This window comes from Streptomyces sp. G-G2 (genome assembly GCF_030063135.1).
In the GTDB taxonomy this organism is placed as follows: Bacteria; Actinomycetota; Actinomycetes; order Streptomycetales; family Streptomycetaceae; genus Streptomyces.
On sequence record NZ_JASISO010000047.1, the window covers coordinates 1 to 26403 of the forward strand.

At 70.7% G+C, this 26403-nt stretch carries 28 protein-coding genes; 8 read left to right on the forward strand and 20 right to left on the reverse strand.

Going from position 1 to position 26403, the window contains the following annotated elements; translation table 11 throughout:
- Positions 1-863: 863 nt before the first annotated feature.
- On the forward strand, positions 864-3392 hold the full coding sequence (locus tag QMF80_RS29875) for a DEAD/DEAH box helicase (RefSeq protein ID WP_283458861.1): 2529 nt from the start codon (positions 864-866) through the stop codon (positions 3390-3392).
- Entirely contained in the window at positions 3392-3817 is a 426-nt protein-coding gene (locus QMF80_RS29880; protein WP_283458863.1) for a hypothetical protein, read from the forward strand. The genes QMF80_RS29875 and QMF80_RS29880 overlap by 1 nt, the downstream gene beginning before the upstream one ends.
- A gap of 64 nt (positions 3818-3881) precedes the next feature.
- On the opposite strand, the gene QMF80_RS29885 is transcribed toward QMF80_RS29880, so the two are convergent.
- On the reverse strand, positions 3882-4157 hold the full coding sequence (locus QMF80_RS29885) for a hypothetical protein (RefSeq protein WP_133900393.1): 276 nt from the start codon (positions 4155-4157) through the stop codon (positions 3882-3884).
- Positions 4158-4303: 146 nt separating this feature from the next.
- On the opposite strand from QMF80_RS29885, the gene QMF80_RS29890 reads away from it, so the two are divergent.
- Positions 4304-5212: a hypothetical protein gene (locus QMF80_RS29890; protein ID WP_283458868.1), complete on the forward strand. Its 909-nt coding sequence runs from the start codon at positions 4304-4306 to the stop codon at positions 5210-5212.
- Positions 5213-5276: 64 nt separating this feature from the next.
- Here QMF80_RS29890 and QMF80_RS29895 read toward each other — a convergent pair whose 3' ends face one another.
- From QMF80_RS29895 to QMF80_RS29910, 4 genes are all read right to left on the reverse strand, one after another.
- Positions 5277-5747, reverse strand: a complete 471-nt coding sequence (locus QMF80_RS29895) for a TroA family protein (protein WP_283458870.1) — start codon at positions 5745-5747, stop codon at positions 5277-5279.
- 696 nt (positions 5748-6443) lie between these two features.
- Entirely contained in the window at positions 6444-6728 is a 285-nt protein-coding gene (locus tag QMF80_RS29900) for a hypothetical protein (RefSeq protein ID WP_283458872.1), read from the reverse strand.
- Between the two features lie 330 nt (positions 6729-7058).
- Positions 7059-7577 carry a hypothetical protein gene (locus tag QMF80_RS29905; RefSeq protein WP_283458874.1) on the reverse strand — a complete coding sequence of 173 codons (519 nt, stop codon included), beginning with the start codon at positions 7575-7577 and terminating at the stop codon, positions 7059-7061.
- Between the two features lie 508 nt (positions 7578-8085).
- On the reverse strand, positions 8086-9792 hold the full coding sequence (locus tag QMF80_RS29910) for a replication-relaxation family protein (RefSeq protein WP_283458876.1): 1707 nt from the start codon (positions 9790-9792) through the stop codon (positions 8086-8088).
- 702 nt (positions 9793-10494) lie between these two features.
- On the opposite strand from QMF80_RS29910, the gene QMF80_RS29915 reads away from it, so the two are divergent.
- The gene (locus QMF80_RS29915; RefSeq protein ID WP_283458878.1) at positions 10495-10986 is read left to right on the forward strand and encodes a hypothetical protein; all 492 of its coding nucleotides are present in this window, start codon (positions 10495-10497) and stop codon (positions 10984-10986) included.
- Positions 10987-11407: 421 nt separating this feature from the next.
- Here QMF80_RS29915 and mobF read toward each other — a convergent pair whose 3' ends face one another.
- From mobF to QMF80_RS29935, 4 genes are all read right to left on the reverse strand, one after another.
- Positions 11408-13366: a MobF family relaxase gene (gene mobF / locus QMF80_RS29920; RefSeq protein WP_283458880.1), complete on the reverse strand. Its 1959-nt coding sequence runs from the start codon at positions 13364-13366 to the stop codon at positions 11408-11410.
- Positions 13367-13679: 313 nt separating this feature from the next.
- Positions 13680-13898 carry a hypothetical protein gene (locus tag QMF80_RS29925; protein ID WP_283458882.1) on the reverse strand — a complete coding sequence of 73 codons (219 nt, stop codon included), beginning with the start codon at positions 13896-13898 and terminating at the stop codon, positions 13680-13682.
- Positions 13895-14911, reverse strand: a complete 1017-nt coding sequence (gene dapF, locus QMF80_RS29930) for a diaminopimelate epimerase (RefSeq protein WP_283458884.1) — start codon at positions 14909-14911, stop codon at positions 13895-13897. The genes QMF80_RS29925 and dapF overlap by 4 nt, the downstream gene beginning before the upstream one ends.
- On the reverse strand, positions 14908-15156 hold the full coding sequence (locus tag QMF80_RS29935) for a hypothetical protein (RefSeq protein WP_283458886.1): 249 nt from the start codon (positions 15154-15156) through the stop codon (positions 14908-14910). The genes dapF and QMF80_RS29935 overlap by 4 nt, the downstream gene beginning before the upstream one ends.
- Positions 15157-15299: 143 nt before the next feature.
- Here QMF80_RS29935 and QMF80_RS29940 point away from each other — a divergent pair, with 143 nt between their 5' ends.
- The 4 genes from QMF80_RS29940 (at position 15300) to QMF80_RS29955 (ending at position 18970) form a co-directional block, all read left to right on the forward strand.
- Complete coding sequence (locus tag QMF80_RS29940; protein ID WP_283458888.1) at positions 15300-16061, forward strand: GntR family transcriptional regulator; 762 nt, start codon at positions 15300-15302, stop codon at positions 16059-16061.
- A gap of 133 nt (positions 16062-16194) precedes the next feature.
- Entirely contained in the window at positions 16195-17100 is a 906-nt protein-coding gene (locus QMF80_RS29945) for a hypothetical protein (protein WP_283458890.1), read from the forward strand.
- A gap of 166 nt (positions 17101-17266) precedes the next feature.
- Positions 17267-18310 (forward strand): fatty acid desaturase, encoded by a 1044-nt coding sequence (locus QMF80_RS29950; RefSeq protein ID WP_283458892.1) that lies wholly within the window; start codon positions 17267-17269, stop codon positions 18308-18310.
- A gap of 105 nt (positions 18311-18415) precedes the next feature.
- Positions 18416-18970 (forward strand): GNAT family N-acetyltransferase, encoded by a 555-nt coding sequence (locus QMF80_RS29955; RefSeq protein ID WP_283458894.1) that lies wholly within the window; start codon positions 18416-18418, stop codon positions 18968-18970.
- Between the two features lie 122 nt (positions 18971-19092).
- On the opposite strand, the gene QMF80_RS29960 is transcribed toward QMF80_RS29955, so the two are convergent.
- From QMF80_RS29960 to QMF80_RS30010, 11 genes are all read right to left on the reverse strand, one after another.
- Complete coding sequence (locus QMF80_RS29960; protein WP_283458896.1) at positions 19093-20184, reverse strand: ParB/RepB/Spo0J family partition protein; 1092 nt, start codon at positions 20182-20184, stop codon at positions 19093-19095.
- The gene (locus QMF80_RS29965; RefSeq protein ID WP_283458898.1) at positions 20184-20939 is read right to left on the reverse strand and encodes a ParA family protein; all 756 of its coding nucleotides are present in this window, start codon (positions 20937-20939) and stop codon (positions 20184-20186) included. The genes QMF80_RS29960 and QMF80_RS29965 overlap by 1 nt, the downstream gene beginning before the upstream one ends.
- Before the next feature lie 270 nt (positions 20940-21209).
- Positions 21210-21584 (reverse strand): hypothetical protein, encoded by a 375-nt coding sequence (locus tag QMF80_RS29970; protein ID WP_283458900.1) that lies wholly within the window; start codon positions 21582-21584, stop codon positions 21210-21212.
- Complete coding sequence (locus tag QMF80_RS29975; protein ID WP_283458902.1) at positions 21575-22168, reverse strand: hypothetical protein; 594 nt, start codon at positions 22166-22168, stop codon at positions 21575-21577. The genes QMF80_RS29970 and QMF80_RS29975 overlap by 10 nt, the downstream gene beginning before the upstream one ends.
- Before the next feature lie 62 nt (positions 22169-22230).
- On the reverse strand, positions 22231-22947 hold the full coding sequence (locus QMF80_RS29980; protein WP_283458904.1) for a hypothetical protein: 717 nt from the start codon (positions 22945-22947) through the stop codon (positions 22231-22233).
- A gap of 4 nt (positions 22948-22951) precedes the next feature.
- The gene (locus tag QMF80_RS29985; protein ID WP_283458906.1) at positions 22952-23434 is read right to left on the reverse strand and encodes a hypothetical protein; all 483 of its coding nucleotides are present in this window, start codon (positions 23432-23434) and stop codon (positions 22952-22954) included.
- A gap of 2 nt (positions 23435-23436) precedes the next feature.
- A complete protein-coding gene (locus QMF80_RS29990; protein ID WP_283458908.1) occupies positions 23437-24264 on the reverse strand; it encodes an Lsr2 family DNA-binding protein in 828 nt (275 codons plus the stop codon).
- Positions 24264-24824: a WhiB family transcriptional regulator gene (locus tag QMF80_RS29995; protein ID WP_283458910.1), complete on the reverse strand. Its 561-nt coding sequence runs from the start codon at positions 24822-24824 to the stop codon at positions 24264-24266. Before QMF80_RS29995 ends, QMF80_RS29990 begins: the two co-directional genes overlap by 1 nt.
- A complete protein-coding gene (locus tag QMF80_RS30000; RefSeq protein ID WP_283458912.1) occupies positions 24821-25267 on the reverse strand; it encodes an ASCH domain-containing protein in 447 nt (148 codons plus the stop codon). The genes QMF80_RS29995 and QMF80_RS30000 overlap by 4 nt, the downstream gene beginning before the upstream one ends.
- Entirely contained in the window at positions 25264-25950 is a 687-nt protein-coding gene (locus tag QMF80_RS30005; protein WP_283458914.1) for a GGDEF domain-containing protein, read from the reverse strand. The genes QMF80_RS30000 and QMF80_RS30005 overlap by 4 nt, the downstream gene beginning before the upstream one ends.
- An 89-nt stretch (positions 25951-26039) precedes the next feature.
- Positions 26040-26345 (reverse strand): hypothetical protein, encoded by a 306-nt coding sequence (locus QMF80_RS30010; RefSeq protein ID WP_283458916.1) that lies wholly within the window; start codon positions 26343-26345, stop codon positions 26040-26042.
- Positions 26346-26403 lie beyond the last annotated feature (58 nt).

Sequence of the window (26403 nt, forward strand, 5' to 3'; positions counted from 1 at the left end):
GCGGGGGGGGGGGGGGGCGGGGCGGGGTGCCCCGGGGCCGGCCGGGGGCCGGCCCCCGGGGGCCGAAGGCGTCCCGGCTTCACTGCGGTTGGCGGGTTCGCGGAGCGGGCCCGCCGGGCGGTGAGCGGAGCGAACCCGCTCCGCTCACGCGGAGCGGGAGCGGAGGGAGGGGCGGAGCGGGTCCCCCAGGGCTCCGCCCTGGACAGCGAGCGGTCGGGGCTCCGCCCCTCCCTCCGCTCCCGCTCCGCGTGAGCGGAGCGGTTTACTCCGCTCACCGCCCGGCGGGCCCGCTTCGCGAACCCGCCAACCGCAGTGAAGCCGGGGGGCCTTCGGCCCCCCGGGGGCCGGCCTCCGGCCGACCCGTGGCCTCCGCTCCGCTTCAGCCACCGCCCGCGCTCCGCACGGGCGTAGACCAGGCAGGCAGTAGACCAACCATCAGGCCGGATGAGGGTGAGGCGTAAGCGGCAGCAAGAGGAGAGGGGGTGACGGGCCGTTGGGGAAGGAGCAGGAACATGGGGCCAGCCTTCCAGAGGAAAGGGCCGGATTGAGAGGTCGTCAGGGGCCTTGCTTGGCTTGCAATAAGACCAGAGTAACAGCTTTACGCCACGTTAGAGGGAATCTCGGCAATCCGTGTGCGTCTTTTTGGGTGTGGAGATAGACTCTGGACTCAGAGCACACCAGCTGGGGGTGCTCTGGAAGCTTATCGAGATCCGCTGTACGGCCTCGCTGATGCTCCGGCGAGTCAAGCCAACCAGACATCAGCGCCAGTCCAAATCGTAGACCTCGCACAGAATCTAAGTGCAGGTTTCCCGCTCTTCGCCGCTCGGATCGACCGGATGGCACCCAGGAGGAAGCAGGCGGATATGTCGACCATAAACCGCACTGACCACCGCGAAACCGCCCAGCGAGAGGCCATTGACACGGTCCTCGCTGCCCTCGAATTGCCTGCAAGATCACTTGTGCCCGAACGAGGGCTTCGAACGCAAGTGATCATGGCGACCGGGTCCGGGAAAACCCGGGTGGCGGTCCGCAGCGCGGAGGAGCTCCACGCGGGCCGGGTGCTGGTCCTCGTACCGTCTCTGGACCTCCTGGCACAGACCGAGATCGCGTGGCGCGAGGGAGGCCGCCGGGGCCCGATGATCGGGGTGTCCTCCCTGCGGGGTGAGGATGTCTCCTTCCCCAACACCACGGACGTGGACGAGCTGGTGGAGTGGACTCGGGGCCTGGAGAAGGTCACCGTGTACGCCACGTACGCAAGCCTTGGACTGGGCACGCTGGAGCGGGCGCACGCCGGGGGCTTGGCGGCTTGGGACCTCATCGTCGTGGACGAAGCGCACCGCGTTTCGGGTCGGATCGGGAAGCCGTGGGCGGTCATCCACGACAACACCCGCATCCCCTCGCTGCGCCGGCTGTACATGACGGCCACGCCCCGGATGTGGCAGCTCGGAGACGAGGACGAGGCCGGCTCGCCGGGCGAGCTGGTCGCGAGCATGGATGACGACCCGGACGGCCCGTTCGGCAGCAGGTGCTTCACCTTGTCGCTCTCGGAAGCCATCGACCGGGGCATCTGCGCCCCCTACCAGGTCGTATGCGTGGACGTCACCGACACCCAGCTCCAGGCCGCGCAGCTCCTGGGCGCGGAGGGCCGCTCGGCCGAGGTCCGCGGGGCGCGGCTCGCCGCTCTGCAGACCGCGCTGGTGAAGGCGTCGGCGGAGGAGGGCTTCCGCAGGACGCTGGTCTTCCACCACGTGGTGAAAGAGGCCGAAGCGTTCGCGGCCGGCCTGACCGACGTCGCTGCCCAGTTGCACGCCAGCGACCGCGAGCTCTACCCGAAGACGGTGTGGGCGGACTGGCTGTGCGGGGAACACAAGCCGCTCCACCGCCGTCGGGTCCTCGCCGAGTTCGCCGAGGGGATCGCCACGGACGGCAGCGTCGTGGAGAAGGGCTACCTGGGGTCGGTGAAGGTCCTCGGGGAAGGCGTCGACACCAAGAACTGCGACTCCGTCTACTGGGCCGACGTGCGCGGCTCCATGCCCGACCTCGTCCAGGCCGTGGGGCGGGCCCTGCGGATGCAGCCCGGCGAAGGGAAGGTCGCCTCACTGGTGGTGCCGATCCTGCTCGGCCCCGGCGAGACGGCGGACAACATGCTCACCAGCCGGGCGTACGGCGGGCTCGCCAAGCTCCTCGAAGCACTCCGCGCGCACGACGCACGGATCGTGGAGACCCTCGCGGAGCAGCAGGCCCCGAGCCGCTACAAGCCCGTCAGCGAGGACGGCAGCCGTACGAGCGGCAACGGGACCGGCGGCGGCTCCGGAGGCGTCAGCGCGCCCGCCAAGGCCCTGCTGAAGTTCTCCACGCCCCGGGACCCGGCCGCGCTCGCCGCGTTCATCAACCTGCGGGTCCTCAACCCGGAACACGAGCACTGGCGGCGCGGGGTGGAAGCCGCCGTCATCTACGCCCGCGCCCACGGCGACCTGCGCGTCCCGTTCACCTTCCGCGTCCCGGCCGCCGACGACGCGAAAAGGGCGGGGTGGCCAGCCTCACTGGCGAACTTCCCGCTCGGGCAGTGGACCGCCGACGCCCGCCGCTTCTACAGCCGCGGCGACATGGACGAAGAGCGCGTCGTCCAGCTGGAGAAGCTCGGCATGGTCTGGTCTCACTTCGACGTCGCATGGGCGGAGGGCCTGTCGGCCGCGCGCGGGTGGGCGGCCGAGCACGGGCACCTCCTGGCGCCGTTGGACGCCGCCTTCCAGGGCGCGGCAGTGGGGATCTGGCTGAAGAACGCCCGGGTCGCTGCGCGGAAGGCGCAGGAGATCGAGCAGCGGCGTGCCGAGGGCCTGCCGGTGGAGTCGTCGGCGGGGGCGATGACGCGGGAGCGGCGCGAGCAGCTGGAGGAGATCGACCCGTCCTGGTGCCCGGCGTGGCCGGTGACGTGGCAGCGCTGCTTCCACCTCGTCCGGCAGCACCTGGACGCCGGCCAGGCGCTGCCCACCGTGGCGGGCGAGGTCGTGCGCCAGGGCGAGGACCTCGGCCGGTGGGTTACGTCCGTCCGGTACGGGTGGGATCAGCTCACTGGGGTCCAGCAGTGGATGTGCGAGCAGATCCTCGGCATCGAGCCCGCCACCGAGGACGAGAAGCCGAAGCCGCGCACCAGCCAGACAGACAAGTGGGCGATGCACCTCGCCGCCGCTGAGCAGTTCTTCGCGCGCGAGGGGCACCTGACGGTGCCGCGCAAGCACGTCGAGACCATCGCCATCGGCGGTGTCGGCCAGGCGCAGCGGGACGTGCCGCTGAAGCTCGGGACGTGGGTCGACAACCAACGCCGCCGGGCCGCCACCCTGACACCGGAACGAGTGGAGGAACTGTCCAAGGTCGGGATGAGGTGGGCGTGATGGGCGAACCGGCCCCGGCCCCGGCACTGGACGCGACGGAGGTCCTGGCGGCGGCGCAGCGGTGCACGTGGGCCTTGGCCGACCCGGGCGACTTCCTCAGCTCCGAGGCGTCGGAGGAGATCCTGACCGTGGCACTCAGCGCCGTACGCGAGGACGAGCGGGCCGGGTACGCGCAGCGCCTGGAGGCGTTCGCCGACCGGCACCGGGGGCGCCTGGAGGAGCTGCTGCGCGCGTACGGGCCCGGTAGTAAGCCCGCCTCGCACGGCCGGTACATGCTGGCCGGCCAGCCCGAGAGCCTGATCGTCTGCGAGCGCATGGAGACCGCCCCGTTCCTCCTCCGTGCCCGATGGGACGCGTCGCTGGAGGAGCTTCTGCTGGACGACCTCGAGTTCGCGTGGGGGCCGGCCACCCGCCTCAGCCGGTGAACCTCTGGAGCAGACGGCGACGGGCCGCACGGAGTCTTCCGTGCGGCCCGTCGCTGTACCCGGGTCAGGGTGTGTCGCCGGACCAGTCCCAGCGGTTCCGCTCGCCCGGGCGCGGGTCGTACAGGGCGCGGCCGCCGGGGCCGAACTGCCCGATCTCGGTCATCAGCGCGACGCCGGTCTGGATCTCGTCCGCTGTCCAGCCGGTGATGTCGAGGAGCAGGCCGTCCAGCGGGCCGCCGACCAGTTCGGCGTAGGTGCGGCCGGGCTTGGGGCCGGGCCGGGGATGGTCGTGGTCCTCGCCGTAGATCCGGCCGCGCAACAACTCCTCATCCCTGTCCATGCGTCCCAGCTGCTACCGACAGCGAGGCGCCCTGCGGTCGTACGGCCGGTACTGCTTCAGACGCTGGGGGGGTGACTTGTCTCGCGAGGCTTCTCACCCGCCTTTTCCCTCCACCTTGCGAACCGGTGGTCTTTAGCCTGGGAAGCATGCCGCAGCCCGAGTTCCGTGCAGACGACTATGTCAATCCCGAGGCCCCCGAGGACGAGCGCCGTCTCAGGCCGGACCACCCTCGTGTCCGTGACCACTCCTACGACTGTTCGCGCAGCACTCAGGAGGTGGACCTGTGGAAGGCATCGCTCGTCTCCACCGTGATGGAGCCCTGGGATGCCTACCCAGACCGGGGAGACGTCCCCGAGGACGCGGTCCCCGGCCCCTCGCTCACTCTGTTCGTCAAGGAACGGGGTCGCGGGCCTGGTTACGTCGCGGATTTCCTCTACGAGGCAGCTGACCTTCCGGTCACCGTGCACGGCATCCTGGCCAACCAGGGAGCCGGCCTCGGGCTGATCGAACTCGAGCTCTGGCGCCCGGACTGGGGGTACTGGGACGACTTCGGAGACTTCGTCGGTCCCCCCGAGGAGGATGCGCCGTTGCCCGTGTCCGCACCGATCACAAGCGATGTGCTGCGACGCATCCCGCTGGGCCAGATCATCGCCCGTGCCCAGGCCGAGCTCGCCGACCAATCCTGGAAAGAGGAAGGCATCACCGTCTTCGGTCGTCCGCGGGCGGCAGGACCAGAAATCGCTGCAGCGTCCCTCCAAGCTCTGGAGAATGCGAACGCACTGGCACAGCCCGCGCAGCGAGGGCGGCCGCCGCTCGAGGAAGAACTCCTTCACCGCGTGGCCCACGCCTATCTGCGTGAAGCCATCAACGGCCCCGGCCTCCACCGGCGCCTGGCCCACCTGTTCGACCGCCCTGAACCGACCATCAAGGACTGGATCAAAGCAGCCCGCGAGCGCGGCTACCTCTCCCCCGCCGTCCCAGGCCGCCGGGCCGCCGGCCCAGGCCCGCTCCTCAGTCCCCTTGCTGAGGAGAGCCCGCGTCCTCCGTCAGCTTGAGCTCGGCAACCGACACCGCAACGGGTCCCAGCCGTAAGGCGCCAGGACCCCCGCGGCGCAGGCGCTAGGTGGTCAGGAAGGCGTCCACTTCGTTCTTCATACGGGGCTCGACGTCTTCCAACCGTTCGTTGATCCAGGCTGCGACCTCCAACGGTGCAGCCTTCGACTCAACCCACTCCTGGAGCGCCTCGGCTAGGGAGTCGGGCAGTCCAGGGATCGAATCGACTTCGGGGAGCCCCGTCTCCTCCGAGAGGTTGTCCACCAAGATCCAGCAATTGTCCGGATCAGCCTTCGCCACGGCAGCAGAGTAGCCCTCGTAGTCGTCGCAGCCCGAGGCCAGCACGGCGCCCGTGCGCCAGTCGTTGATGGCCCAGGACGCGCGGCCGGCATCGTCGTAAGAGCCCGTCTGCCCTCCATCGATGAGGCGGTGCCCTGCGGCTTCCACTTCCGCGACCTTCTGGGCGAACTGCTCCTGCACGCGCTCGTTGGCATCGAGCCACTTACGGATGTAGCGCCTTGTCAGGTCGTCAGACACCGTTCTTACTCCAGAGCAGTAGGAGTTGGTCCGCGCGAACAACCGGCAGAGTTCATCGTCCCTCGGACGCCGCCTGGCCACGCCAGGTAGCAGTATGGCGGCTCACTCGATGAGGCGGGCCCTGCTTGAGGAAGCCAGCGCCGTCGAGACAAGCTTGCCCAGGGTCGCCTTGGGCTTGCCCACGCCGTCGGCGGGAGGCTTACCCAGGCATCAGGGGGCTTGCCCGAGGCGGAAGCGGGCCCGCCAGACGCGGGCCTTCTCGGCGGTCGTGGCTGTCGGCCTCCTGGGCAAGCCTGCTCGCCGGTGAGCTTGCCCAGGGAAGCCTTGGGCTTGCCCGACCGGGTGACCGAGCACGTGACCGGTCACCCGCGTCTGCGTGACCGATACGTCTCCCGCCATCGGCCAAACCACAGCTCAGCGCGTGACCGACCCGTGCAACTCCCCGTGGCAGATCCGGTCACCCGAAGCTGGGCAGCTGATAGCCGGACGGGTACAAGGCCATCCAGCACATGCCCGGGCCGGTGAGATGTGGCCACAGCAGCTTGACGTCGCGGGCGACCCGTGGACCACCGTGTCCGGCCGACTCCGGTGTCGTTGTCCGTGGGCGTGCACGATCCGTCCCCCGCGGAGCGCGCTGAGAGGCCCCAGCCTCCCCCCGGCCAGGGGCCCCTCACACCCGTTCAAGCGGGCAGGACGTCAGGCGCAGACGAGCCGGTCGGTCACGAGCCACTCGACGCGCACCCCGCGCCGGATCTGCTGGGCGATGCCGTAGACCTGGTCGGCGTGCGGCTGGCGCCTCGTGTAGCGACGCAGGGCGCGGCTAACCCCGTCGCGGAGCTCCGCGTCCGTCATCGTCTCCGGACGCTCCTGCAGTTCGTCCAGGAGCTGCCCGGCGCGGGCCGCACGGTCCAGCGCCGCATCGGCGAGCGGTCCTTCGGCGAAGCCGTTCCGTACGCGCAGGCCGTCCTCGATGTACGTCATGGTGCTCTTCCTCTCTGCCCGGGCGGGTGCCGTCTCCCGGATGGAGACGCGGTCACGGGACCGGGCGAGCGGGAACGTAGGGCACGGGCTTCGTTAGCGTCTCGTCCTCGCCGCCGGCCGGGCAGTGAAGCGCACCTCTTTCCCACGGCTACTGCGTGGGAAAGAGGTGTCGTTTTCCGAAACAGGCTTGCCCACCGGGCCTGACCTGCATCAACGAGCGGTCACCGGTTTGGGAGGTTCACACCTCCGGTCACACTCCCGGTCCCCCGCTGAAAACAACCGTCCAGACAACGGTCCAGCCCCCTTGCGGTGCAACCCTGTCCGCGGCTCCTACAGGCCGCCGCGGTGCTCGTAGACCGTGACCCGCAGTTCACTCATCGCCTCGGCCGCCGTCTCGGCATCCTTCCCCTGGTCTATGGCTTCCAAGGCTGCGGCCGCTGCCACCTGGACCTGGCGCGGCAGGCCCTCGTACGCGGAGAGCTGGTAAGCGACCGTCCGGCGGGCCTCGCACTCAGCAGCGCTCACCCCGCCCTGCGCCAGGGGAAATCGTGCGGCCTGGTACATGTACAGACCCGCCACCACGTTGCCGGTGTGAGCCTCCGCCTTCTCATCGCGCAGCCGGGATATCTCCCGGACGGGCCGAAGCAGCTCCTGAAAGAAGCCGACGACCTGCCGACGGGAGAGCAGCGCCCAGATCCCCGCCCCAAGACCGCCGGCCACAGCACCGACCACGGCCAGGATCCGCCCGGAGGACAGCGCCAGCCCGAGCGAGGCCCCGGCGAACGTCCCGGCCAGCGCCATCATGAACGTGATCATCAGGTGCAGGCGGACAGGCAACGGCGGCGTCATGCCCAGCAGTATGCACAACACCCCCGACACGGCGAGAGCAGCGGATGGGCAAGCCGGCTACGGCCTGGGCAAGCCGGCGGTCGGGGCTCCCTTTGGCTTGCCCGCGACGACGCGGGGCCTAGGCAGTGCTGTCGTCGACGGGCCGCACGGAGTCTTCCTTGCGGCCCGTCGCGTGTGTCGCTTCTCGTCCTGGCCGCTGGCCAGACGGGGAGGCGCTCCAGCGCCGCAAGGTGACCGCAGCGGACGTCGGTACGGGTACGGACTTCTCCAGGACCCCTCCACAGGAAGTAGTCGGCGTGCCTGCGCCCCTTCCTTGGGCGTGTGAGCTGCCTGTTTGGTGTTCCTCGGCGTGAATGGAACAGGACCCGAAACGGGACGCGAAACGCGACCTCAAAGGGGACCCGGAACGGGACTCCGAAGAGGACCCGAAACGGGACCCCCCCCCCGTCAGCCATGACCCCGCGCCCGGATCACGGTGGCGAACTACTCACGGGCGGGGCCAAGGACATCAGCGGGCTTGGCCGGGGCGGAAGCGGGAGAGCCATCCGCCGGCCTTCTGCTCGGGCAGGGCCTGCTCCTGCTCCTGCTCCTGCTCCTGCTCCTGCTCCTGCTCCTGCTCCTGCTCCTGCTCCTGCTCCTGCTCCTGCTCCTGCTGAGGGTGCCGGTCCCACCAGGCGTCGCGTATGCGGGCCTCGTACCGCTGGTCGCAGTCCTCACACAGGGTCGGGTTGGCCTCTGGAGTGAGGACGCCCCAGCCGACGCGCTCGACCGCCTTCCACCGTTCGTCGGTGAACGTGGCACCGCACTCGGTACAGACAGGCCGGCTGGTCCAACGCCGGAAGTCGTGCGGATCTGCCCCACGACTCACCGGCTCAGGCTGCTCCTGCCTGCCGGCCGCTTGGCCTTCGGTGGCAACGGCCCGTTGCTTGCAGCCGTCGCACAGATGCGGGTGGGTGTCCTTCGACCCTTCCCAGTCCGTCGCGCCGGCCACCTCCCACCGTTCGTCGGTGAACTGCGCCCCGCAGCCGGCGCAGACGGGACGACGGGCCTCACGCTCGGCTGCCTTCTTCTCAGCCTGCTGCGTGGCCGCACGCCGCAGTTGTGCCTGGTACTCCTCCTGTGCACGCCTGGTCTCGTCCCGGGCCCGGGCATCGGCCGCCTCACGCCGGGGATTGCCGACCGCTGCCCACAGGGGCTCCATGTGGTCGCGGCCGAAGCGGAGGAACACCGGGCTGTGCGGTCCGTGCTCGCGCAGCTTGGTCAGACCGGTCGCGATGATCGGGATCCTCCCCTCGTAGTCGTGGAATCCGCCCCTCTGCCGCTCGCCCTCCCACAAGTGCCGGGTGAGCTCGATCAGCCGCGGGATGGTCCGGTTGGGATTGCGCTCGCCGACACGGTTGAACACCAGCAGCACGGGCGGGTGCACCGCATCGCCGGACCAGGTGGCCGGAGCCGTCCAGCGGGTGCGCCACATCGGGCGCTCCTTGCCGTCGGTGTCCTTCATCTTCCGCCGGAAGAACCGGGCGTACTTCTCCAGCTTGAGTGCGAGCTCCTCCGCCGTCTCGTGGCAGTTGTCGACCTCGATGAACAGCAGCGGCATCCTGTCCTGCGGGGCGGTGAGGACAATGTCGGCCTGGGCGCCGCCCTTGCCGGGTGCGTTCCAGGTGCCGGTGGCGGGCAGCGGGACCTCGGTCCAGTACGAGGCGATCGTGCCGATGCCGCTGGGCGCGTCGACGGCGGCCTGGGCCGCTGCCCGCACTTCGGCCGGGTCCTCGGCGAGCTTGGCCATGTCCGGCTTCGGGCGCAGCATCGCGATGACGGTCTCGTTGACGGCTATCGGGTGGGAGCCGCCGCTGGAGCCCGCGCCGCGGGCGGTGGAGCCCATCTCCGTTACCGGGCGCCGCAGCTCGTGGGAGGCGGCCTCCAGGCCCTTGAGGGTCAGGTTCCGCAGCCTCTCCCCCGCCGTGGTGGAGCCGCCGGTCTCGGACAGGCCGTGCTTGCGCATGTCTGCGAGCGCGCCGGTGTGCGAGGCGGTACGGGCGGTCTTCTGCTCGGACGGGGTGCCCTTGTCGGCGTGCCGGTAGGTCAGGTGCGGAGCGCCGATCCGCTGGATCTGATCAGCCGTCGCGACCTTCAGCGCTCCGAGCACGCGCAGCACATCGCCGCGCAAGTTGTTCGTTGATCCCGCCGGGTTGGTCTTCCGCTTCCCCGCCATCAGCTGTGCTCCCTCGTTGCTCGCGACCGGCCGCCGGCCAGCCGCTGCCGGCCGCGCCACGCCGGGGAAGGCGTCCGGGCCCCCCGGAACCCGATGCTCTCCTCCAATACGGACATCAGTAGGAGAGAAGAGGGTTGTGACGCTGCGGTTTTCACGCCGATTCGCGCGCTGACCAGCACGTTTCCCGCCCTGCCGGGGGTCAGGCACCCAAGGGGGTTCCAAAGGACGGACCGAAGTGCCCCCTCAAGGAGCTCCCTTCGGCTTGCCCAGCCGACGCTGGGGTTGTCCGCGCCCAGCTCGGCGTGCGGCCAGCCCGGCGGCAGTGGACCGCGTCCTGGACGGCTGTGGATGGTCGCCATCGTCGTATCTCCTTCGCTTCCTTCACCGCCCCACGCAGGGGCCGTGGAAGGAGAGCGTGCAGAACGCCCCCTTGACCGCGGTCTAACGGTGGCTGGCAGCAAGGCAGGTCAAGGGGAAACGCGGTGTCCGCGTCCGTGCGGCGGCCCTGGTCAAGGGGGTCAGCGGCCGGGACCGCCATCGAGGGGGAGCCGGACAAGGGGGTCCGTTAGCCCCCCTTGTCCGCAGGGTTTGTCCGTTTCCACGGGGCGGAGAAATCTCCGGGCGCTGTCCACAGGCGGATTCGCCCACCCTCAGGGAAGCCGCCGTGATCGACACGGCGACCACCCTGTCGAGGAGACCTCTATGCCGTACCTGATCCCGCCCCGTACGCCCCTCACCCCGGAGCAGGTGGAGCGCGCGTTCGACTACCTGCTGGCCCTGCAGATGGGCGGCGGGTCCAATGTCGCCAGCCGCGCGGACGCCGACCCGGAACTGGCCTTCCTGCTGCTGCGGGTGGCCGAGGACGTCATCTGGCCCATGGCGGCCGTCGGCGAAGAATCCGATCCGCACTCCGACTCCTTCGCCCTGGAAGAGGTCGGGTGCATCCTGCTCTCCGCCCTACGGGACTGGGCACGGGACTCCCCCACCACCGGGGCACTGGGCATCGCCCGCAGCATCATCCGCTTCGTCGTGAACGTCTTCCCCGCCCCCGACGACGAGGACGTCATAATCCCCCGCTGGATGCCCGACACCGACAACCCCCACGGGGACACCGCCACCACCCTGGAAACGATCCGCGACGAGCACCTAGTGCTCGCCCACGCGGTGCACTCCGCCCCCGGAACGCACCGGTAACCGCCACCGCGCACCCGGTGCGCATCGGATGCGCATCCACTCGGTGGCATCCACTCGATCTGACGGCATCCACTCGGTGGCGCCCACCCGATGGCCTCCACCCGATGGCCTCCACCCGATGGACATCCACCCGGTGCACGATGCGCGCCGCGGATGGCCGGCGGGTGGAAGTGGCGCGCATCGGGTGGGCCCGGTGCGGTGTTCCGGGTGTGCCCAGTGCGGCGCGTTTCCCCTTGACACGGGCCTGTGTCAAGGGGAAGCGCGGCAGGGCGCCGGGGTGGATGCACGGCATCGTCCCGGCGATGTCGTGCATGGTCATCGCGATGTCGTGTACTCCGGGACGATGTCGAGCATCCATGCGGAGAGTGCACGACATCGTCGGTGGACACCGGCTGCATCGAGTGCACCGCACCGGATGCACTCAGCGGCCGGCTCCTGGCCCCTGGTGTCGGCCCGGCTGCTGAGGGCGGTGCACCCGCTGATCGTCCTCGCGCAACGGGTGCGGTGCGGGGGCGTCCTTGGGGGCGGTGTATTTCTTCGTCCTCGTGCGGGCTCCGTCGCCGGCCTTCGTGAAGGCGTCCGTCACGCGGCGCAGCTGCTCGGCGGTGAAGTCCAAGGCTTCGACATCTGTCCGCGATGCCTTCAGGGCCCGTAGCGCCGCCAGGTCGATCGCCGACCGGGGCTCGTCCTGCGGCTCCGGGCGGTCGGAGCCGGGGTCCTGGCCCGCGATCAGGAGCTCCGGCATCGCCGCTTGCTGGTGTGCGGCGACGTCGTACGTCCGGCCCCGCACGACGGTGGTGCGCAGCTTCTCCCGCACCGCCGCTGCGGCGAGCACCGCACGGTCGTAGCTCAACGGGACGCGGGGGATGTCCCACTCCTGCGCGCCCTGGCCGGGGAGCCGGGGCGCGGCCAAGGAGGAGGAGGCCGGGTCTGCCGGTGGCAGCCGGTCCGGGTTGGGCACGGGGGTCGGTGGGCGCCGGGCGGGGGCGAGATCGGACAGCGCCCACCGGGCGGTGTAGAGCCGGTAGTCCGCCTGCCGGCCGCGTGTGGTCTTCGGCTCGCTGATGTCCACGCAGTACATGGAGATGGCGGTGCGCACGATGTCCTCGTCCAGGCCGGGGTCGCGGCGGCGGCCGCGCAGGACCAGGGCGAGGTGGCGGCGGGCTTCGGCGAGCAGGTGCCGGCGGTGGAACCGGCCGCCGCCGTTCATCACGAACACCACTGCGGCGACGTCCACGGCCGCCAGGGCGACGTCGACCACGGCGGCGACCCGGGCCCGGATCCGGGCGGCTGCGGCGCGGGCGCGCTCAAGGAGCGAGTCGATGATGTCGGCGGCCACCTTGGAGGTGTCGATCGCGCTCTGCTTCCAGTCGGCGCGCAGCTGCGTGAGGGAGCGGGCCTTCGGCTTGGGCGGGCGGGTCTTGTGGGCGGCCATCCGCATCAGTTCCACCCGGGCCCGCTCGGAGACCGCGGGCAGGTACTTCAGCTCGCCGTCGTCGTCGACGGCGGTAACGTACTCGTGCTCCAGGTCGGTGAGGCAGGCGGCGATCTGCTCTCCGCGGATGGCGGTCCAGCGGATCAGCTCGTGGGGCACGCCCGCGATGTCCATGACGGGGCGGCGCCCGGCCGTGACGACCCGCGGCTCGGTCGCCAGTCCCAGCGCCTCACAGACCTCAGCGGCCACGATCTCGTTGTAGAGCGAGGACGCGGCGACCGTGTTCTCCAGCACGACCTCGGAGTGGATCGACCCCCACTTGCCGTCCAGGCGCTGCCCCTTCACCGACAGCAGCAGGTGGTCGTGGAGGAGCGGCATCCCGGAGCGTGCTTCGTAGTGGCGGAAGCGTGCGGCGACCAGACCGCCGGGCGGCCGGACCTTGTAGATGCCGTCCTTGCCGTACCGGATCACCGCCGCCTCGTCCTCGATCCACTCCAGCACCCGCTCGATCGCCCGCTCGTGCGCGGCCTCGATCACTTGCCGGGTCTCGTCATCACCCAGCGCCCACAGGAGGTAGATCGTCGGCTGCGGCCGGAAGACGAGATCGAAACCGGTGACCGTGACCCGGCGCCCGAGAGCGCCGGCTCGCACCGCCTGCTTCGGGGACTTCCCTGCGGCGAGCTCTTCGGCCTCGATGCGGTCCGCGTACGGGTGCCGGCCCCGCTCGCCGAACAGGTTCCGCAGCTGGCTCTCGGTGACCTCCTCACCCGGCGTCAGTCCGAGCACGGCAAGTCCCCGGCCCATCCATCGACCGGGCGGGACGCCGGCCTCCTCCTGAGCCTTACGGAGGGGGGTGCGGGCCGGGCGGCGGCCGTCACCGACGACGACCTGGCGCAGGTAGTAGCGGTACATCTGACCGGCTCGAATGATCGCGATATCCATCATGGAGACCACGCCACACGGCTCTGACCTGCAAGGAAAGGCCGATCAGTCGTACGTCCCGCCAGGCGGGAGCAGCGGCCGAACTTTCTTCCCCGCGTCCCGTCAGGCGGGAAGCGGCCCCGGGCGGGAGGCGAATGTCATCGCTCTCCGGCAGCCCTCCACACCACCCACCACCGTCACCTGACGAGTGGCCTTGCCCATGACCGACCAGGCGTCGCCGTCGGCAGGCGATCCGGCCTGTCTGGCCCGTAGGTACGACGAAGCCCCTGGCGGTCGCCAGGGGCTTTCGTGTCTTGCTCTCGTACGGCCAGCCTGCTCAGGATGCGCCGAGGGGTTCGATGTTGGCGAGGGCGGTGGGGAGCTCCCTGCCTCCGTCTGTGGGGCGGATGTACGCGCGCCGGGTCGTGCGGGGGGTGCCGGTGTGGGTCGGGAGGTCTTCTTGGACTACGGCCATCAGCCGGCCCTCGGTGCCGGAGGCGATGTCGCGAACGAGGCGGCCGATCAACGGGTGTGCCTCGTGTCCGTCGCCTTTCACCGGTCTGCCTCCGCCCTGTCCTGGTGCCCGTGTTCGCCGCTGACGAGGCGGCTGAGGCCGTGGCTGGCCCGAGCCAGCAGGGCGGGTGTGGAAGCCCCGTAGGCGGGCCTCTGGAGTCCCCTTTCGCCCTGCGCGGCGGCCGTGGGCCATGCGGTGCGGAGGCGGACGGTGCCCTGGGCGGTGAGGTAGGCCGGGCCGGTGAGTCTCATGGTCCCGTCGGTGGCGACGTCGACCAGGAGGCGCCCTCCGGGGGCGTCGACGGTGTAGCGGACGGGACCGCCCGGACGGGGCGTGCGGTGGAGGGCTGCCGCGACCGCGGCGCAGGCGCCCGTTCCGCACGAGGGGGTCTCGCCGACGCGGCGTTCGTGGACTCGGAGCACCAGGTGGCGGGAGCCGATGTCGCGGACGAACTCGACGGTTGTGCCGTGCGGGTAGGCGCTGTGCGGTGTGACGGCCGGGGCGGTGTCGAGGGTGCCGGCGTGGTCGAGGTCGTCTACGAAGGCCACGGCGTGCGGGTTGCCGACGTCGACGTGGAGGGCGGGCCAGCGTCGTTTGCCGACGGCGACGGTGATCCGGTCCGGTCCGGGAAGGGCCGGGATGCCCATGGTGACGCTGACGTCGCCGTGGTGGGCGTCTTCTCCGACCAGCACGTGCAGTTCGCGTACCCCGGCCCGGGTGGCGAGGGTGAGGGGGCCGCCCTGGTGGAGTCCGGTGGCGGCGAGGTAGCGGGCCAGGACGCGGGCGCCGTTGCCGCACATCGCGCCGAGCGAGCCGTCCGCGTTGCGGTAGTCCATGAACCATTCCGCCCGGTCGGCCATGGCGAAGGCTTCCGGGGCGGCGGTGCAGCGGACGAGGCGCAGTACGCCGTCGGCTCCTATCCCCCTGCGGCGGTCGCACAGCTGGATGGTGTCGGCGGGGGTGAGGTCGAGCGCGTCGCCGGGGTCCTCGAGGATGAGGAAGTCGTTGCCGGTGCCGTGGCCTTTGGCGAAGGGGATGCCGATCGGGATGTTCATGGGCGGGTTGTCTCTCCCAGCTCGATGCGCAGCCAGACGACGCTCGCGCCGGCGGCGGTGGTGGTCATGCCGTAGGAGGTGCCGGTTTCGAGGACCGCGACGAGGCGGTGCCAGTGTTCGGCCGGGACGCGGGAGGGGTCGGCCTGGAGGATCAGGAGGCCGTCCTGCTCGGCGGTTTCGGGTGGCTCGCCGGTGAGTTCGGTGAGTGCGGCTATGGCCGCAGCGGCGCCTAAGAGTTCGTCCATCGCTCGCCCCGACTCATCCGTCAGTTACTTGATGCACTTCTAGTCAACTAGTTTTGAGCTAGTGGACTAGATTGTCAAACGAATCGGATGTACGAGTGGAGAGCGCGCTGACCCCCGGTCAGCTGCGGCAGGCAAGGGAGACCATGTCCTACAAGAGGCGCGCAGCCCCGTACCTGGGGGTCGCGGAGACCTTCCGCAGGCTCATCGCTGAGGGCGAATGGCCCGTCGGCTCCCGACTCCCCTCCCGGGACTTCCTCGGCGAGACCTACCAGGTCGGCGAGAACGTGATCCGCCGCGCCCAGGAACTCCTCATCACCGAGGGCCTACTCGAAGGCCGCCCAGGGGCGGGCACCTACGTCCGCGCCCCCAAGGAGCGGCTGCGCATGCTGCGCTGCCCGGCGCCCGGCCACCCCAGCGCCCCGCTCGCCCCCGCCGGCATCTCCACCTGGGACGCCCAGAGCACCGCCAAAGTCCCCGCCCCCGACCCCATCGCGGCCCGGCTGGGGATCCAGCCGGGCGAGCACTGCGTACGCACCGCGTACGAGTTCCTCGATGAGGACCAGCGGCCCGCGATGAGCAGCGTCAGCTGGGAGCCGATGTCCATCACCGGCAAGAGCGCCGTGGTCCTGCCCGACGGCGGCCCCTTCGCCGGCCGCAGCGTTGTGGAGCGGATGGCGCACCTGGGCATCGCCGTGGTCCGAGCCGTGGAACGGACCCGGCCCATCCAGGCCGATCGCGACCAGGCCCAGCAGCTCGGCGTGGCCGCCGGCTCCCTCGTGACCCTGATCGAGCGGACCTACTTCGACAGCGACGACCGCCCGGTGGAAACCGCCGACCTGGTCATCCCAGCCGACCGGTGGAACATCGACTACGACATCGCCCTGAGCGACACCCCCACCGGCTGAAACCCGACCCGCCGAGTGCACCGAACTGGCCGATGACCACGGCGAATCCCCCGATCGCTTGAGGCCGCACCGACCCCTCGGGAATCATGAAACCCGCGGCCCGGCCCGGGGCCCGCCCAGGGGGAGGAACCACATGTCCACAGCACAGCCGAGTCCACGCGGCAGGGTCACCGCCGTACTGAATTCGCCGGCCCTCCAAACGGTCCTGACCATCGCCGGGTTCGCCGTCCCCGTCGTCGGCTGGGCCATGGACCGGGTCAACCTGAAGGTGCTGCTCGTCGTCCAGGCGGTGCTCATCCTCATCCTGGCCTCCGGCCACTACTGGACGCGCAGGACCTACATCCAGCTGCGCCGGGTGACTAACCTCAAGGCCATGGATGACGTCCAGTACTACGACCGGGTCCGCTCTCAACTCGAAGCAGAACTCATTTCGGACTACGGCGAGATCGCCGACGGCCACCTGCGCGTGTACGCGTCCGAAGTCCCGCGCCTGTCCACCCTCCTGGTGAACACGGTCACCGAGGCCCAGGCCCAGCCGCAGCGCATCCTGGCGGCCGACCTGACGACCAACCCGACGCTGCTCACCAGCCGTCGCGAGTACATCGCCGCGCAGCGCCGGTTCACCGAGGCCGGCGGGCGCATCGACCGCCTGTTCATCGTCTTCGCCGCCGACCTCGCCAAGCAGGAGTTCGCCGCTTCCCTGCTCGCACTCGTCGGCCAGCACCGCGACCTCGGCGTCACCTGCGGACTCGCCGTCCGCGACCGGCTGCGCGCCGACCAGGCCGTGGACGTCGTCGTGTTCGCGAGCGCCGCCGCCCTGGTCGAGGAGGAGCAGGGTGACGCCGACTACCAGCGCGGCCGTTCCTCCGTGTACTTCAAGGGCGTCGGCCGGTGGGCCGGCCGCTTCGAGAGCGTCTGGGGCCACGGCGCCGACTCCGCGCCCCGCGTCCTGCAGGCGTACGAGGCCGCCGCCCGGCCGATGATCGACGCCGGAACCTGGGACGAGCGCCGCATCGGCACAACGGTCGCCGGCTTGTAGAAGTCCTTCCACCGCCAAAGAGGCGGCCCACCTGACCGGTGGGCCGCCTCTTTCGTGTTCCGGGGCGCTGATTCCGCCCCCACCCCACCGTAATTAGTGCACTAGATGTACTTTGGGTGATCGTCGGGTGGGAGATGCCCGCCCCTGCTCACCATGGGACCGCCGCATGCTGCTCGCTTTATCCCTGCTCACAGCCGGAATTCTGCTGCGCCAGGCCGACCGGGTCCGCTTCCGCCTGGGGCGTCCCCGTACCGCGAACGCGGCGCAGCTCATAGCCGTCCAGCGCGCCCGGGCCAACAACTGGACCCCGACCGCCCTTCTGGCCGGGCAGTGGGTGCAGATCGCCGGGTACTGGCTGCTCGCCGCGCACGGCTGGCTGGGCGCCGTGATCGCGGCGGCCGGTGTCGCCGTCCAGTTCCGCCACCTTCAGGAGATCAGCCACCACGCCGTGCACGGGGTGCTGGCCCGGACCCGCCGCGCCAACCACGTCCTGGCCGAGCTCGGCGCGCACCTGCCCCTCGGCCTGGCCCCGGTCGCGGTACGCCGACGCCGCCACGTCCGCGACCACCACCCCAACGCCACCCTGGCCTCCGACCCCAACCTTGCCGAGCTCGCCCAGGCCGGCCTGGGCCCGGGGGCCGCACGCCGCCGCTTCGCCGCCGCGCTGCTCTTCCCGCTCACGGCCCGGGGCATCCGCACCACGGCCGTCACCCTCGCCGCCAACCTGCGCCCGCAGCCCGGCCGGTACGCCGCAGCCCCCGCGATGATCGCCGTTCTCGGCGCCGCGTACCTGACCGGCGGATGGGCGGCCCTCCTCGCCGGGGTACTCATCCCGCGCCTGCTGCTCTACCCCCTGCTGGCGTGGTGGAGCCTGCTGGTGGAGCACACGTGGTTCGACCCCGAGCACCGCACCGGCACCGCGGCCGAGATCGAAGCCGGCCGCTGCCTGCGCCTCTACCCGCACAACCCCGCCCTGGCCACGCTCGCCGCCGCCACCTGGCTCCCCTACGGCGACCTCCACCACTACGCCCACTCCGCGCACCCGGGCCTGCGCTGGAACTACCTGCCCGCCCTCGAACGCCACCTCCCCCCGGCCCACTTCACCCCTGGCGCCCTGTTCCTCAGCCCGGCCTCCGTCGCCCGCCGCCACTACCGCGCCCTGACTGTCCAGGCCGAGGACAGCCGCCGCCAGCCTGCGCCCCGCCCATAGCCCGCCCCGCACTTCGGCCCCGGCCCCCGACACACCCGGGGGCCGGGGCCGCGGCAGTTCACGGCACCTGTCCCACGCCCTCAACCCGCGTGGCACGCTGACTTGATGATCGAGACTCCGCGCCTGCTGCTTCGACGTTTCCGGCCCGATGACGCCCCGGTCCTCGGTGCCTACCGGTCCGACCCGGACATAGCCCGCTACCAGGTCTGGCCCTCGCCTCTCACCCCGGCGGAGGCCGCTGAGACCGTCCGCGGATACGCCGAGGCCCAGCCCGAGGACCCGGGCTGGTTCCAGTACGCGATCGAGCTGCAGGCCGACGGCCGACTGATCGGCGATCTCGGAGTCAACCTCCACGAGAACCGGCTGCAGGCCGACATCGGCTTCACCCTCGCCCCGGCACAGCACGGCCACGGCTACGCCACCGAGGCCGTCCAGGCCGTCATAGGCCATCTCGTCGCCCAGGGCCTGCACCGTTTCGCGGCCTACTGCGATGCCCGCAACACCGCCTCCATCCGCGTCCTGGAACGCACAGGCTTCCGCCTCGAAGGACATGCCGTCGAAGCCGTGCTGATCCGCGGCGAATGGACCGACACCTACACCTTCGGACTCCTCGCCCGTCACTGGAAAGACTCCGCGCCATCACCCGCGCTGCTCGCGTGACAGCCCTCGTTCTCTAGGGACGGCAGATATTCAGCAGGTCAGAACGGTCTCCGCTGCGGTGCAAGCACGGCGGCGGCCCCATCAGCGGGGGCCGCCGCCGTAGACGCGCTCACGTCGGCCGGTCAACCGGCAAAGACGGTCTGACTTTCCTTGTGCTGAATGAGGAGGTCCAGCATTGTGCTGAACTCATCAGTCGGCATCTTGAGGATCAGGTAGCGCGCCGCGTCGACGCCATCTTCGTAGGGGAACAGCTTGGGCTGTTGATCCTTCCCCTCCGCGCCGGCTTCACCAGGGCTGGCCTGTCCCGGTACGGATGGCGTGCCCTCCAGCGCTGCGCTGGCGGGCGGCTGCTCCGTTACCTCCGATTCTGCTGACTCTGGGTTGGCGGTCTCCGTTTTACGGCCGTAAAACTGATCGGCGCCCGGCTGGTGAGGTCCGGCAGCCGTTGGGCCTGTCAGCTGCTTGGGAGCGGCGGAGGTCTTGGCCGCCTTCTTGGTGGCCGACCGCTCGGCGGATGCTGCCGCCCGCTGCTTCTGCTCGTCTTGCCACCATGCCAGCTGTTCCGTGCTGTCCCAGCCGTTGTCCCGGGCCAGCTTGCCCAGCGACCGCGCGACCTCGAGCGGCATGGTCTTCTTCCGCACCAGCTCCTGAGCCTTGGGAGCCAGATGGGTGAGGAGGATGCGCTGGGTGACCCATCCGTCGACCCGCTCGAAGTGCTGAGCAACGGCGCGGTTGGAGCCGAACTCGGCAACGAGGGATTGGACGGCGTACGCCTCTTCGATGGGGTTGAAGTTCTGCCGGTCGACGTTCTCTGAGACCACGGTCTCTACGAACGTTTTGCGGTCTTTGGCGCACCCGTCATCGACAACACAGTTCAGGGTGGAGCTGCCGACGGCTGTGGCGCCGCGGTACCGACGCTCACCGGTAACGAGGACGTAGTCGACATCACCGATCTGCGTCGCGTGGTCGGGCCACAGTTTCAGGTAGGCGCTGCGGCTGACGGCGGGGCACGCCTGGATCTGGCGGCGTTGCAGGCTCCGCCCAAGGTCGATCAACTCGTCTTCGGTGCCGAAATCGGTACGCGGGTTGACCAGGTTGGGGGCAAGCCGGCTGAGCGGGATACGGAGCAGTCGGCCGTCAGCTCGGGTGTCGACGACTGGAGAGTCGTCAGCGTCCTCGCCGAAGAAGTCGTCGAACTCATCGCGCTTGGCCATCATCGGCCTCCTGCGTACTTCTGGCGGCGGAGCTGGTGCTCCAAGGCGAGAGACACGAAGTCCTGCTTGGCCTTGGTGGCGATGTGGTTGGACTCGTACTGGGTGCAGAACCGCCCGTTGGTGATGCCGCGGGTGTGCGGCTTGTAGTGCCGGACGGTGGCGTTGTACAGCTCCCAGTTTCGCCGTTTGGCGAGGCTGATGGTGCGATCCCTGTCGGCGGTGCCGTCCCGAGGGTCCCAGTTGTTGACGAAGACGCCGTAGGGAAGCTGGCGGGGGATCAGGACTCGCTCGATGGTGACCCTGGTCGGGGTGAAGGCCGACCCTTCAGCTTCGAGAGGGACGATGACGTCGTCGGCAACGTCGAGGACAGCGCGCAGCGCGTCTCCGGTTGTTCCATCGCCCAGAGGGTCGATGGACTCGTCCTCGTCGTCTTCAGCCTTCAGAGGCATGAAACCAGGGGTGTCGACGATGATGATGTCCGCCTTGGCGCGGCGAAGGCGCCGCAGCCTCTCGACGTCCTGGCTCGCGTCGACGACGCGGAAGGGGACTGGCCTACCGGCCTGCCGGACCTTCTCGGCGTGTTCGATGCTGGTGCCTTGGGGGTCTATCGAGACGACCGCCACGGACGGGCCATCGCCTGCGACCTCTCCTTCGACGCAGCCGAGGATTTCGGCGTAGACCGCAGCGAGGTTGACCGACACAAGCGACTTGCCGACCCCGCCCTTACGGTTCAGGACAACGGTGATGTAGGGCATGTACTGCTCTCCGACTACTTCCCGGGAACCCGGTACTTCGGATGGACGGGGAGCATCCTCTCAGATGATCAGAGGGGTTCAGGTGAGGCGTCGGAGCGTCCTCGTTTTACGGCCGTAAAACCGAGCGTGTCTCAGAGGGCTGGACGCCCTATCGAGCAGCCCCAACGCATCGTGTTTTACGGCCGTAAAACAGCTGGCCTCCCTAGAACGCAAAAAGGCGGCCCCCGCCGCCCGGATCGAGGTCCGGGCGGCGGGGGCCGCTTAATGTGCTCAGCTGCTCAGTTCGATTTCGGGTGGGAGGTCGCGCCCGGCAAGGGCGTGGGTGAGGAGTCGGTAGGGCTCGGTCCACGCGCCATGGATTCGAGTCCTGGTGCAGTGGAGTGTGCTGGTGAGGGCGGTCCCGGTGTCGGGGTGGATGAGGACCAGGGCGACGGGATCAGCGTCCGGTTGCTGCTCGGGGAGCGGGCGTCCACGCTCCAGGCCGCGCTCGCCGATCCGTACGGCGACGTCGCCGCGGCCGGTCCAGGGGGCCGGCCTCTGGCGGGCGGCGAGCATGGCGGTGAACTCCGCGACGGCCTTCTGGTCGCCAGGGTGCAGGGGGCCGTTGCCGTGTCCGCAGCGGCGGAAGCGGGCCGTCACAAGCATGCCCGCTGGCGACGGCGCAGCCGCGTCCGGATCCGGTAGCGGAGGGAGGCGTGCTCCTCGCGCTTCTCGATGGCGTCGGCGAGGAGCTCTTCCAGCTCGGTCATCTGCTCTTCGGCGAACCAGTCGGGCTGGTAGTCGTCGCCGTGGCAGACCGGGCACAGGTGATCGTGTCCGGCGAACTCGAGCCACGGTGCGCAGCCGACGTCCTGGCAGTCCGGTCGGGTGGGGTCCTCGCCGATGCCGGAGCAGTAGGGGCAGCGGGTGAAGCGGTAGTCGACGGGGGCACCGTGGTGGAGGTCGGAGTGGAGCTGGGCGAGGCCGCGGACTCCGAGCTCGCGCAGCAGGGCGTCGGCGGCGAGGACTTGGCGGTCGATGCCGGTGTCGTGGTGGTCGGCGAGCATCTGGACGGCGGTGCACCAGGCGAGGGTGGAGCGGTCGATCGGGACGGCGTAGCTGCTGGCCCATGGGTCGGTGGGATCGGCAGTTGGTGCGGTCGGCGCGGTGAATGGGATGTCTTGGGCGGCGAGGCGGGTGGTGACGTCGGTGACGCGGCGGGTGAACTGGTCGAAGACGGTGGTGGGCATCGGCCCTCACATTCGACGGGGCCGCCGGGGCCGTGGTGGTTCCGGCGGCCGGGCGGGTGGGGTCAGCGGGTGGCCGGGGTGAGCGCGGCCTTGTGGCTGTCGCGGTGCGCGCTCTGCGCCGGCTCGGCGAGGACCCGCAGGGTGCGCGGCTCGCCGACCGGGCCGCAGGCGCTGCACACGACGGCGTAGTTGCGGCGGCCGGCGCATCCGGAGTCGGGGTCGCGGGGCTTGCCGGTGGAGGTGACCGGGTGGGTGCATTCGGTGCCGTCGGGGTGGAGCGGGGCGATCTTCACGGTGATGCGGGCCATGGGCTTCGTCTCCTGGTCGTGGTCAGGTAAGGGCAGCTGGTGGAGTGCGACCGCGGGGGCGCGGCCTCGGGCGGGGCGCGGCGGGGTGGGTGGCTCGGTGCGGGCGAGCGCGGTCTCGGGGAGGAGTCCGAGTTGTCCGGCGGCGGCCGCGCGGGCGGCGAGGGTGAGGGAGCGGGTGACCCGGTGGTGTCCGTGGTCGATCCGCAGGTGGCAGAGCTGGCAGGCGGCGAGCAGGTTGGTCTCTCGCACGTCTTCGGGGGTGTGGTTGAGGTGGGCGGTGGTAAGGCCGACCACGGATCCGGTGTCCGGGTGGATCTCTTCATGGACGGCCGGGCAGCGGTCGCCGGGGTGCGCCAGGCCGCAGTGGCCCGTGCACTCGCAGCGGCCGCCTGCCCGCTCGAACCGGATCCGCGCGCTGATCTTGTTCCAGTCGCGCGGGTAGCGGTGCAGGTTCTCGGGACGGATGGGCACGGGTTCACTCGCCGCCGGTGGCCTGGCGCTGTTCGAACGCTTCGAGCAGTTCGCCGAGGTCGTTGGGTGCGGGTGCGGTGCCGACCCACGTGCCGTCCTCGGTGAACACCTCCACGCCGGTGGTGTCGGCGTCGAACCAGCAGACGTACGACCCGTACCGCTCGATGACTGCCGTGGCGGCCGGGTCGGACAGCAGGGGCGCGGTCTCCAGCACGGTGAGCGTGTTGACGACCAGCCACATCGGCTCGTCCGGCGTGCGGGGCAGCCGGAGGTAGCCGGTGACCCGGAGCTTGTCGCCGGGGACCAGGTCGTGGATGACCGCGTGCGCCAGCTCGGAGTCGGCGACGCTGCAGGGCAGGATCATCTCGTCCGTGCGCTCGTCCGTGGGGGAGACGGTGAGCCGGAACCGCGCCGTCGACCCGTGCAGGTCGCCGGGCACGGTCTCCTCGTCCAGGAAACCGTCCAGGGCTATCGCGTCGTCGGCCACGGTCAGCCGGCCTTCCGGACCGGCGCCTGGTGCGCGGCGTCGTACGCCTCCAGGACCGCCTTGCGGACGATGCCCGCGTCCGCGACCTGGTGGCCGTTGGCGCGCGCCCAGGTCCTGATGGCGGTGAGCTCCTCCCGGCTGCGGCCGCTGCCCAGGCCCGCGCGGATCGGGGTCGGCGCGGCGGCCGCCGTGGTCGTGGTGCGGGTGCCGGCCTTCACCGTGCGCAGCTCCTCCTGCGCCCGCTCCAGTTCGGCCTTGGCCTTGGCGACCTTCTCTTCGGCCTCGCGCTGGGCGGCCTCGGTGTCGCGGCGCTCGGACAGCTCGGAGAGGTCGGCGGTGATGCGGGCGGCGCGGCTGCGGACCTGGGCGGCCGGGTGCGCGGCGGCCCAGGCGAGCAGCTTCTGAACGTCGGTGGAGACGGCGAGCGGGATGACCGGGACGTCGGCGGCCGCGCGGGGCAGCCCGAGGACCTGGTCGGCGATGAGGTCGCTGTACTCCTTCTCGCTCAGGCCGGTGGCCTCGCAGATGACGTCGGCGCCGTCGCCGTTGTTGTGCATGGAGATCGCCATGGCCTCGTGCGCGGACGGGGCCGGGGCGGCGGGGGTGTTCGTCATGGTGGGTGCGTCTCCGGTTTCCGGAAGGAGGGGGAGCAGGGCGGTGAGGGTGTCGGTGTCGGTGGGCAGCCCGAGGGCGTCCAGCAGCAGCGCCATGTCGTCGGTGTCGCGGGAGCTGCGGGCGCAGGTCCGGGCCGCGGCGGCGAGCTGTTGCGCCGGGGTCGGCTCCAGGGGCAGCGACTCGGCTTCGAGGGCTTCGGTCCAGTCGGTGAACATCACGCGGCCTTGCTGCTGGTGGCCAGCTCCAGCACGTGGCGGTTGGTCGCCGCCTGCCGGGGGGTGATCGGCTGCGTCCAGCGGTTGTACGGCGTAGGACGGGTGGGGATGTCCTCCAGCTCCAGCCGGGCGAGGGCCAGCTCGCGGGCGGTCGGCGGGACGACGCGCGCGGCACGCTGCCGCTGCCGCCGGAGCCGGTCCTGTTCGGCCACCACACCGATCCAGTCCTTCCCAAGCCGCGCCACGAGCTGCTTGCGCAGCTGGTTGCGCTCCCGGACGTTGGTCGCCGCCCACATCCCGGTGCGGGTCAGGCCGGGGTTGGCGAGGGCCCACTTCAGGCAGCCGGTGACGATCGGGCAGCCGGAGCATGCGTGCTTGGCCTTGACGAGTGCCTTCTCGCGGGCGCGGGGGTCTTCGTCGGTGTCGTGGATGTCCTCGATCGCGAACAGGTCGGGTTCCGTGCGGCAGCGCAGGACCTGTTCGGTGTGGGGGAAGGGGATGCGGTCGTCGGCGGTGCGGATGGCCGGCGGGTTGGGGACGCCGGTGCGGTTGCCGTTCATGAGAGTCCCTCCGGTGCGCGTAGGTCGGGGAGCTGGAGGCGGACCTGGTCGACGAGGTCCTCGCTGGGCTTCCACGGTCCGAGCGCGCCCGCCGGGATGGGGATGGGGAGGGCGAGCTTCTGGACGTCGGTGAAGACCAGGTGGAAGGGGCTGGCGGGTTCGGCCCACTCGGTGCAGCGCCCGTCGCCGGGGTGGACGTCGGCGAGGCGGGCGACGCCGATGATCGCGCCCCGCTCCAGCTGGCGGCCGCGGATCGTGGTGGCGACCGGCGGCAGGCGCAGCGCGGTCTGTTCGACGGCGAGTCCGGCGTGCAGGAGGTAGAGGCCCAGCGGCCAGCCCGGGGAGGGCCGGTTCTCGATCGTCTTGTTGCCGGTGAGGAGGCAGGTTGCCCAGGGCTGGCGGACCGTGATGCCTCGGATCCAGTCGACGCGGGTCTGGCTCATGCCGCCCTCGCCGGCGCGTGGGTACCGATGCGTCCGGCACGCCGGCCGTTCACGCTCGCGGCGTTGGCGTGCTCGGGCCCGGCCTGGACGGCGACGCCGCCGTGCTTGCCCTTGAACATCGCGACGTCCGCGGCTCGCATCAGCGTCGACCGGTCGCGGGTGCCGATCGCGTCGGGCGTCGCGGCGCCGACGGACACGCCGACGTCGACCAGGCGGCCGTCGTCGGTCGTGATGGGTGCGCTCAGCGCCTGCATGAGCTGCTGGAGGAGGGACGCGCGCCGGGCGGCGGGGACATGGGCGGCGACGAGGAATTCGTCACCGCCGTCTCCTCCGAGCCGTCCCACGATGCCGCGGCTGCCCGCCCACTGGCTGATCCGGGCGGCCGTTACCGCCAGGACCCGATCACCCATGGCGTGGCCGAACTGGTCGTTGAACCGCTTGAAGTGGTCGACGTCGCAGACCAGGACCATGGCCTGGTCGCGGTGGCGGTTGATGAACCGCTGCACCCGGGGCTCGAAGGACTCGCGGCGCAGGGCGCCGGTGAGCTTGTCGCGCTGGGCGTGGGCGAGCTGGCGGTGCAGGGCCACCGCGTGGACGGTCCAGCCGGTGAGCGGGACCGCGAGGGTGGTGATGAGGAGCGCGCGTTGCCCGGGACGGGCCTGTACGCGGGCGATGGAGGTCATACTGGGCTCTCCCTCTCGTCTTGTACGGGATGGGTGGCCCGGGACGGCCGACTGGTTTTCCGGCCTTTGGCGGCCGTCCCGGGGCGGATCTACAGCTGGAAGTAGCCGCGTTCGCGGGTCCAGCCGTAGGGGTTGTTCCAGGGGCCGGCCTTCGCGGCCTGCCAGTCGAGCGCCCAGTCGGGCCGAAGCCCACGCGCTCCCCAGCCCCCGGCCTGCATGCCGGGAATTTCGAGGCCGGCCTGCTGCGCGGCGAGCGCCGCGTCGTACACCGCGTGCGCGATGCGCAGGGCCTCGCTCTTGGACGACGCCTCGCCGGTGAAGACGTGTACGCCGTGCAGCTGGTGGTTGGTGGTGTGGTGTATCGGGACGTCAACCTCGAAGTAGCGAAGCGGCATGACGACCCTCTCCCTTCCGTGCTCGTGCCTGACGGGGCCACCACGCTGCCCCGGCCCG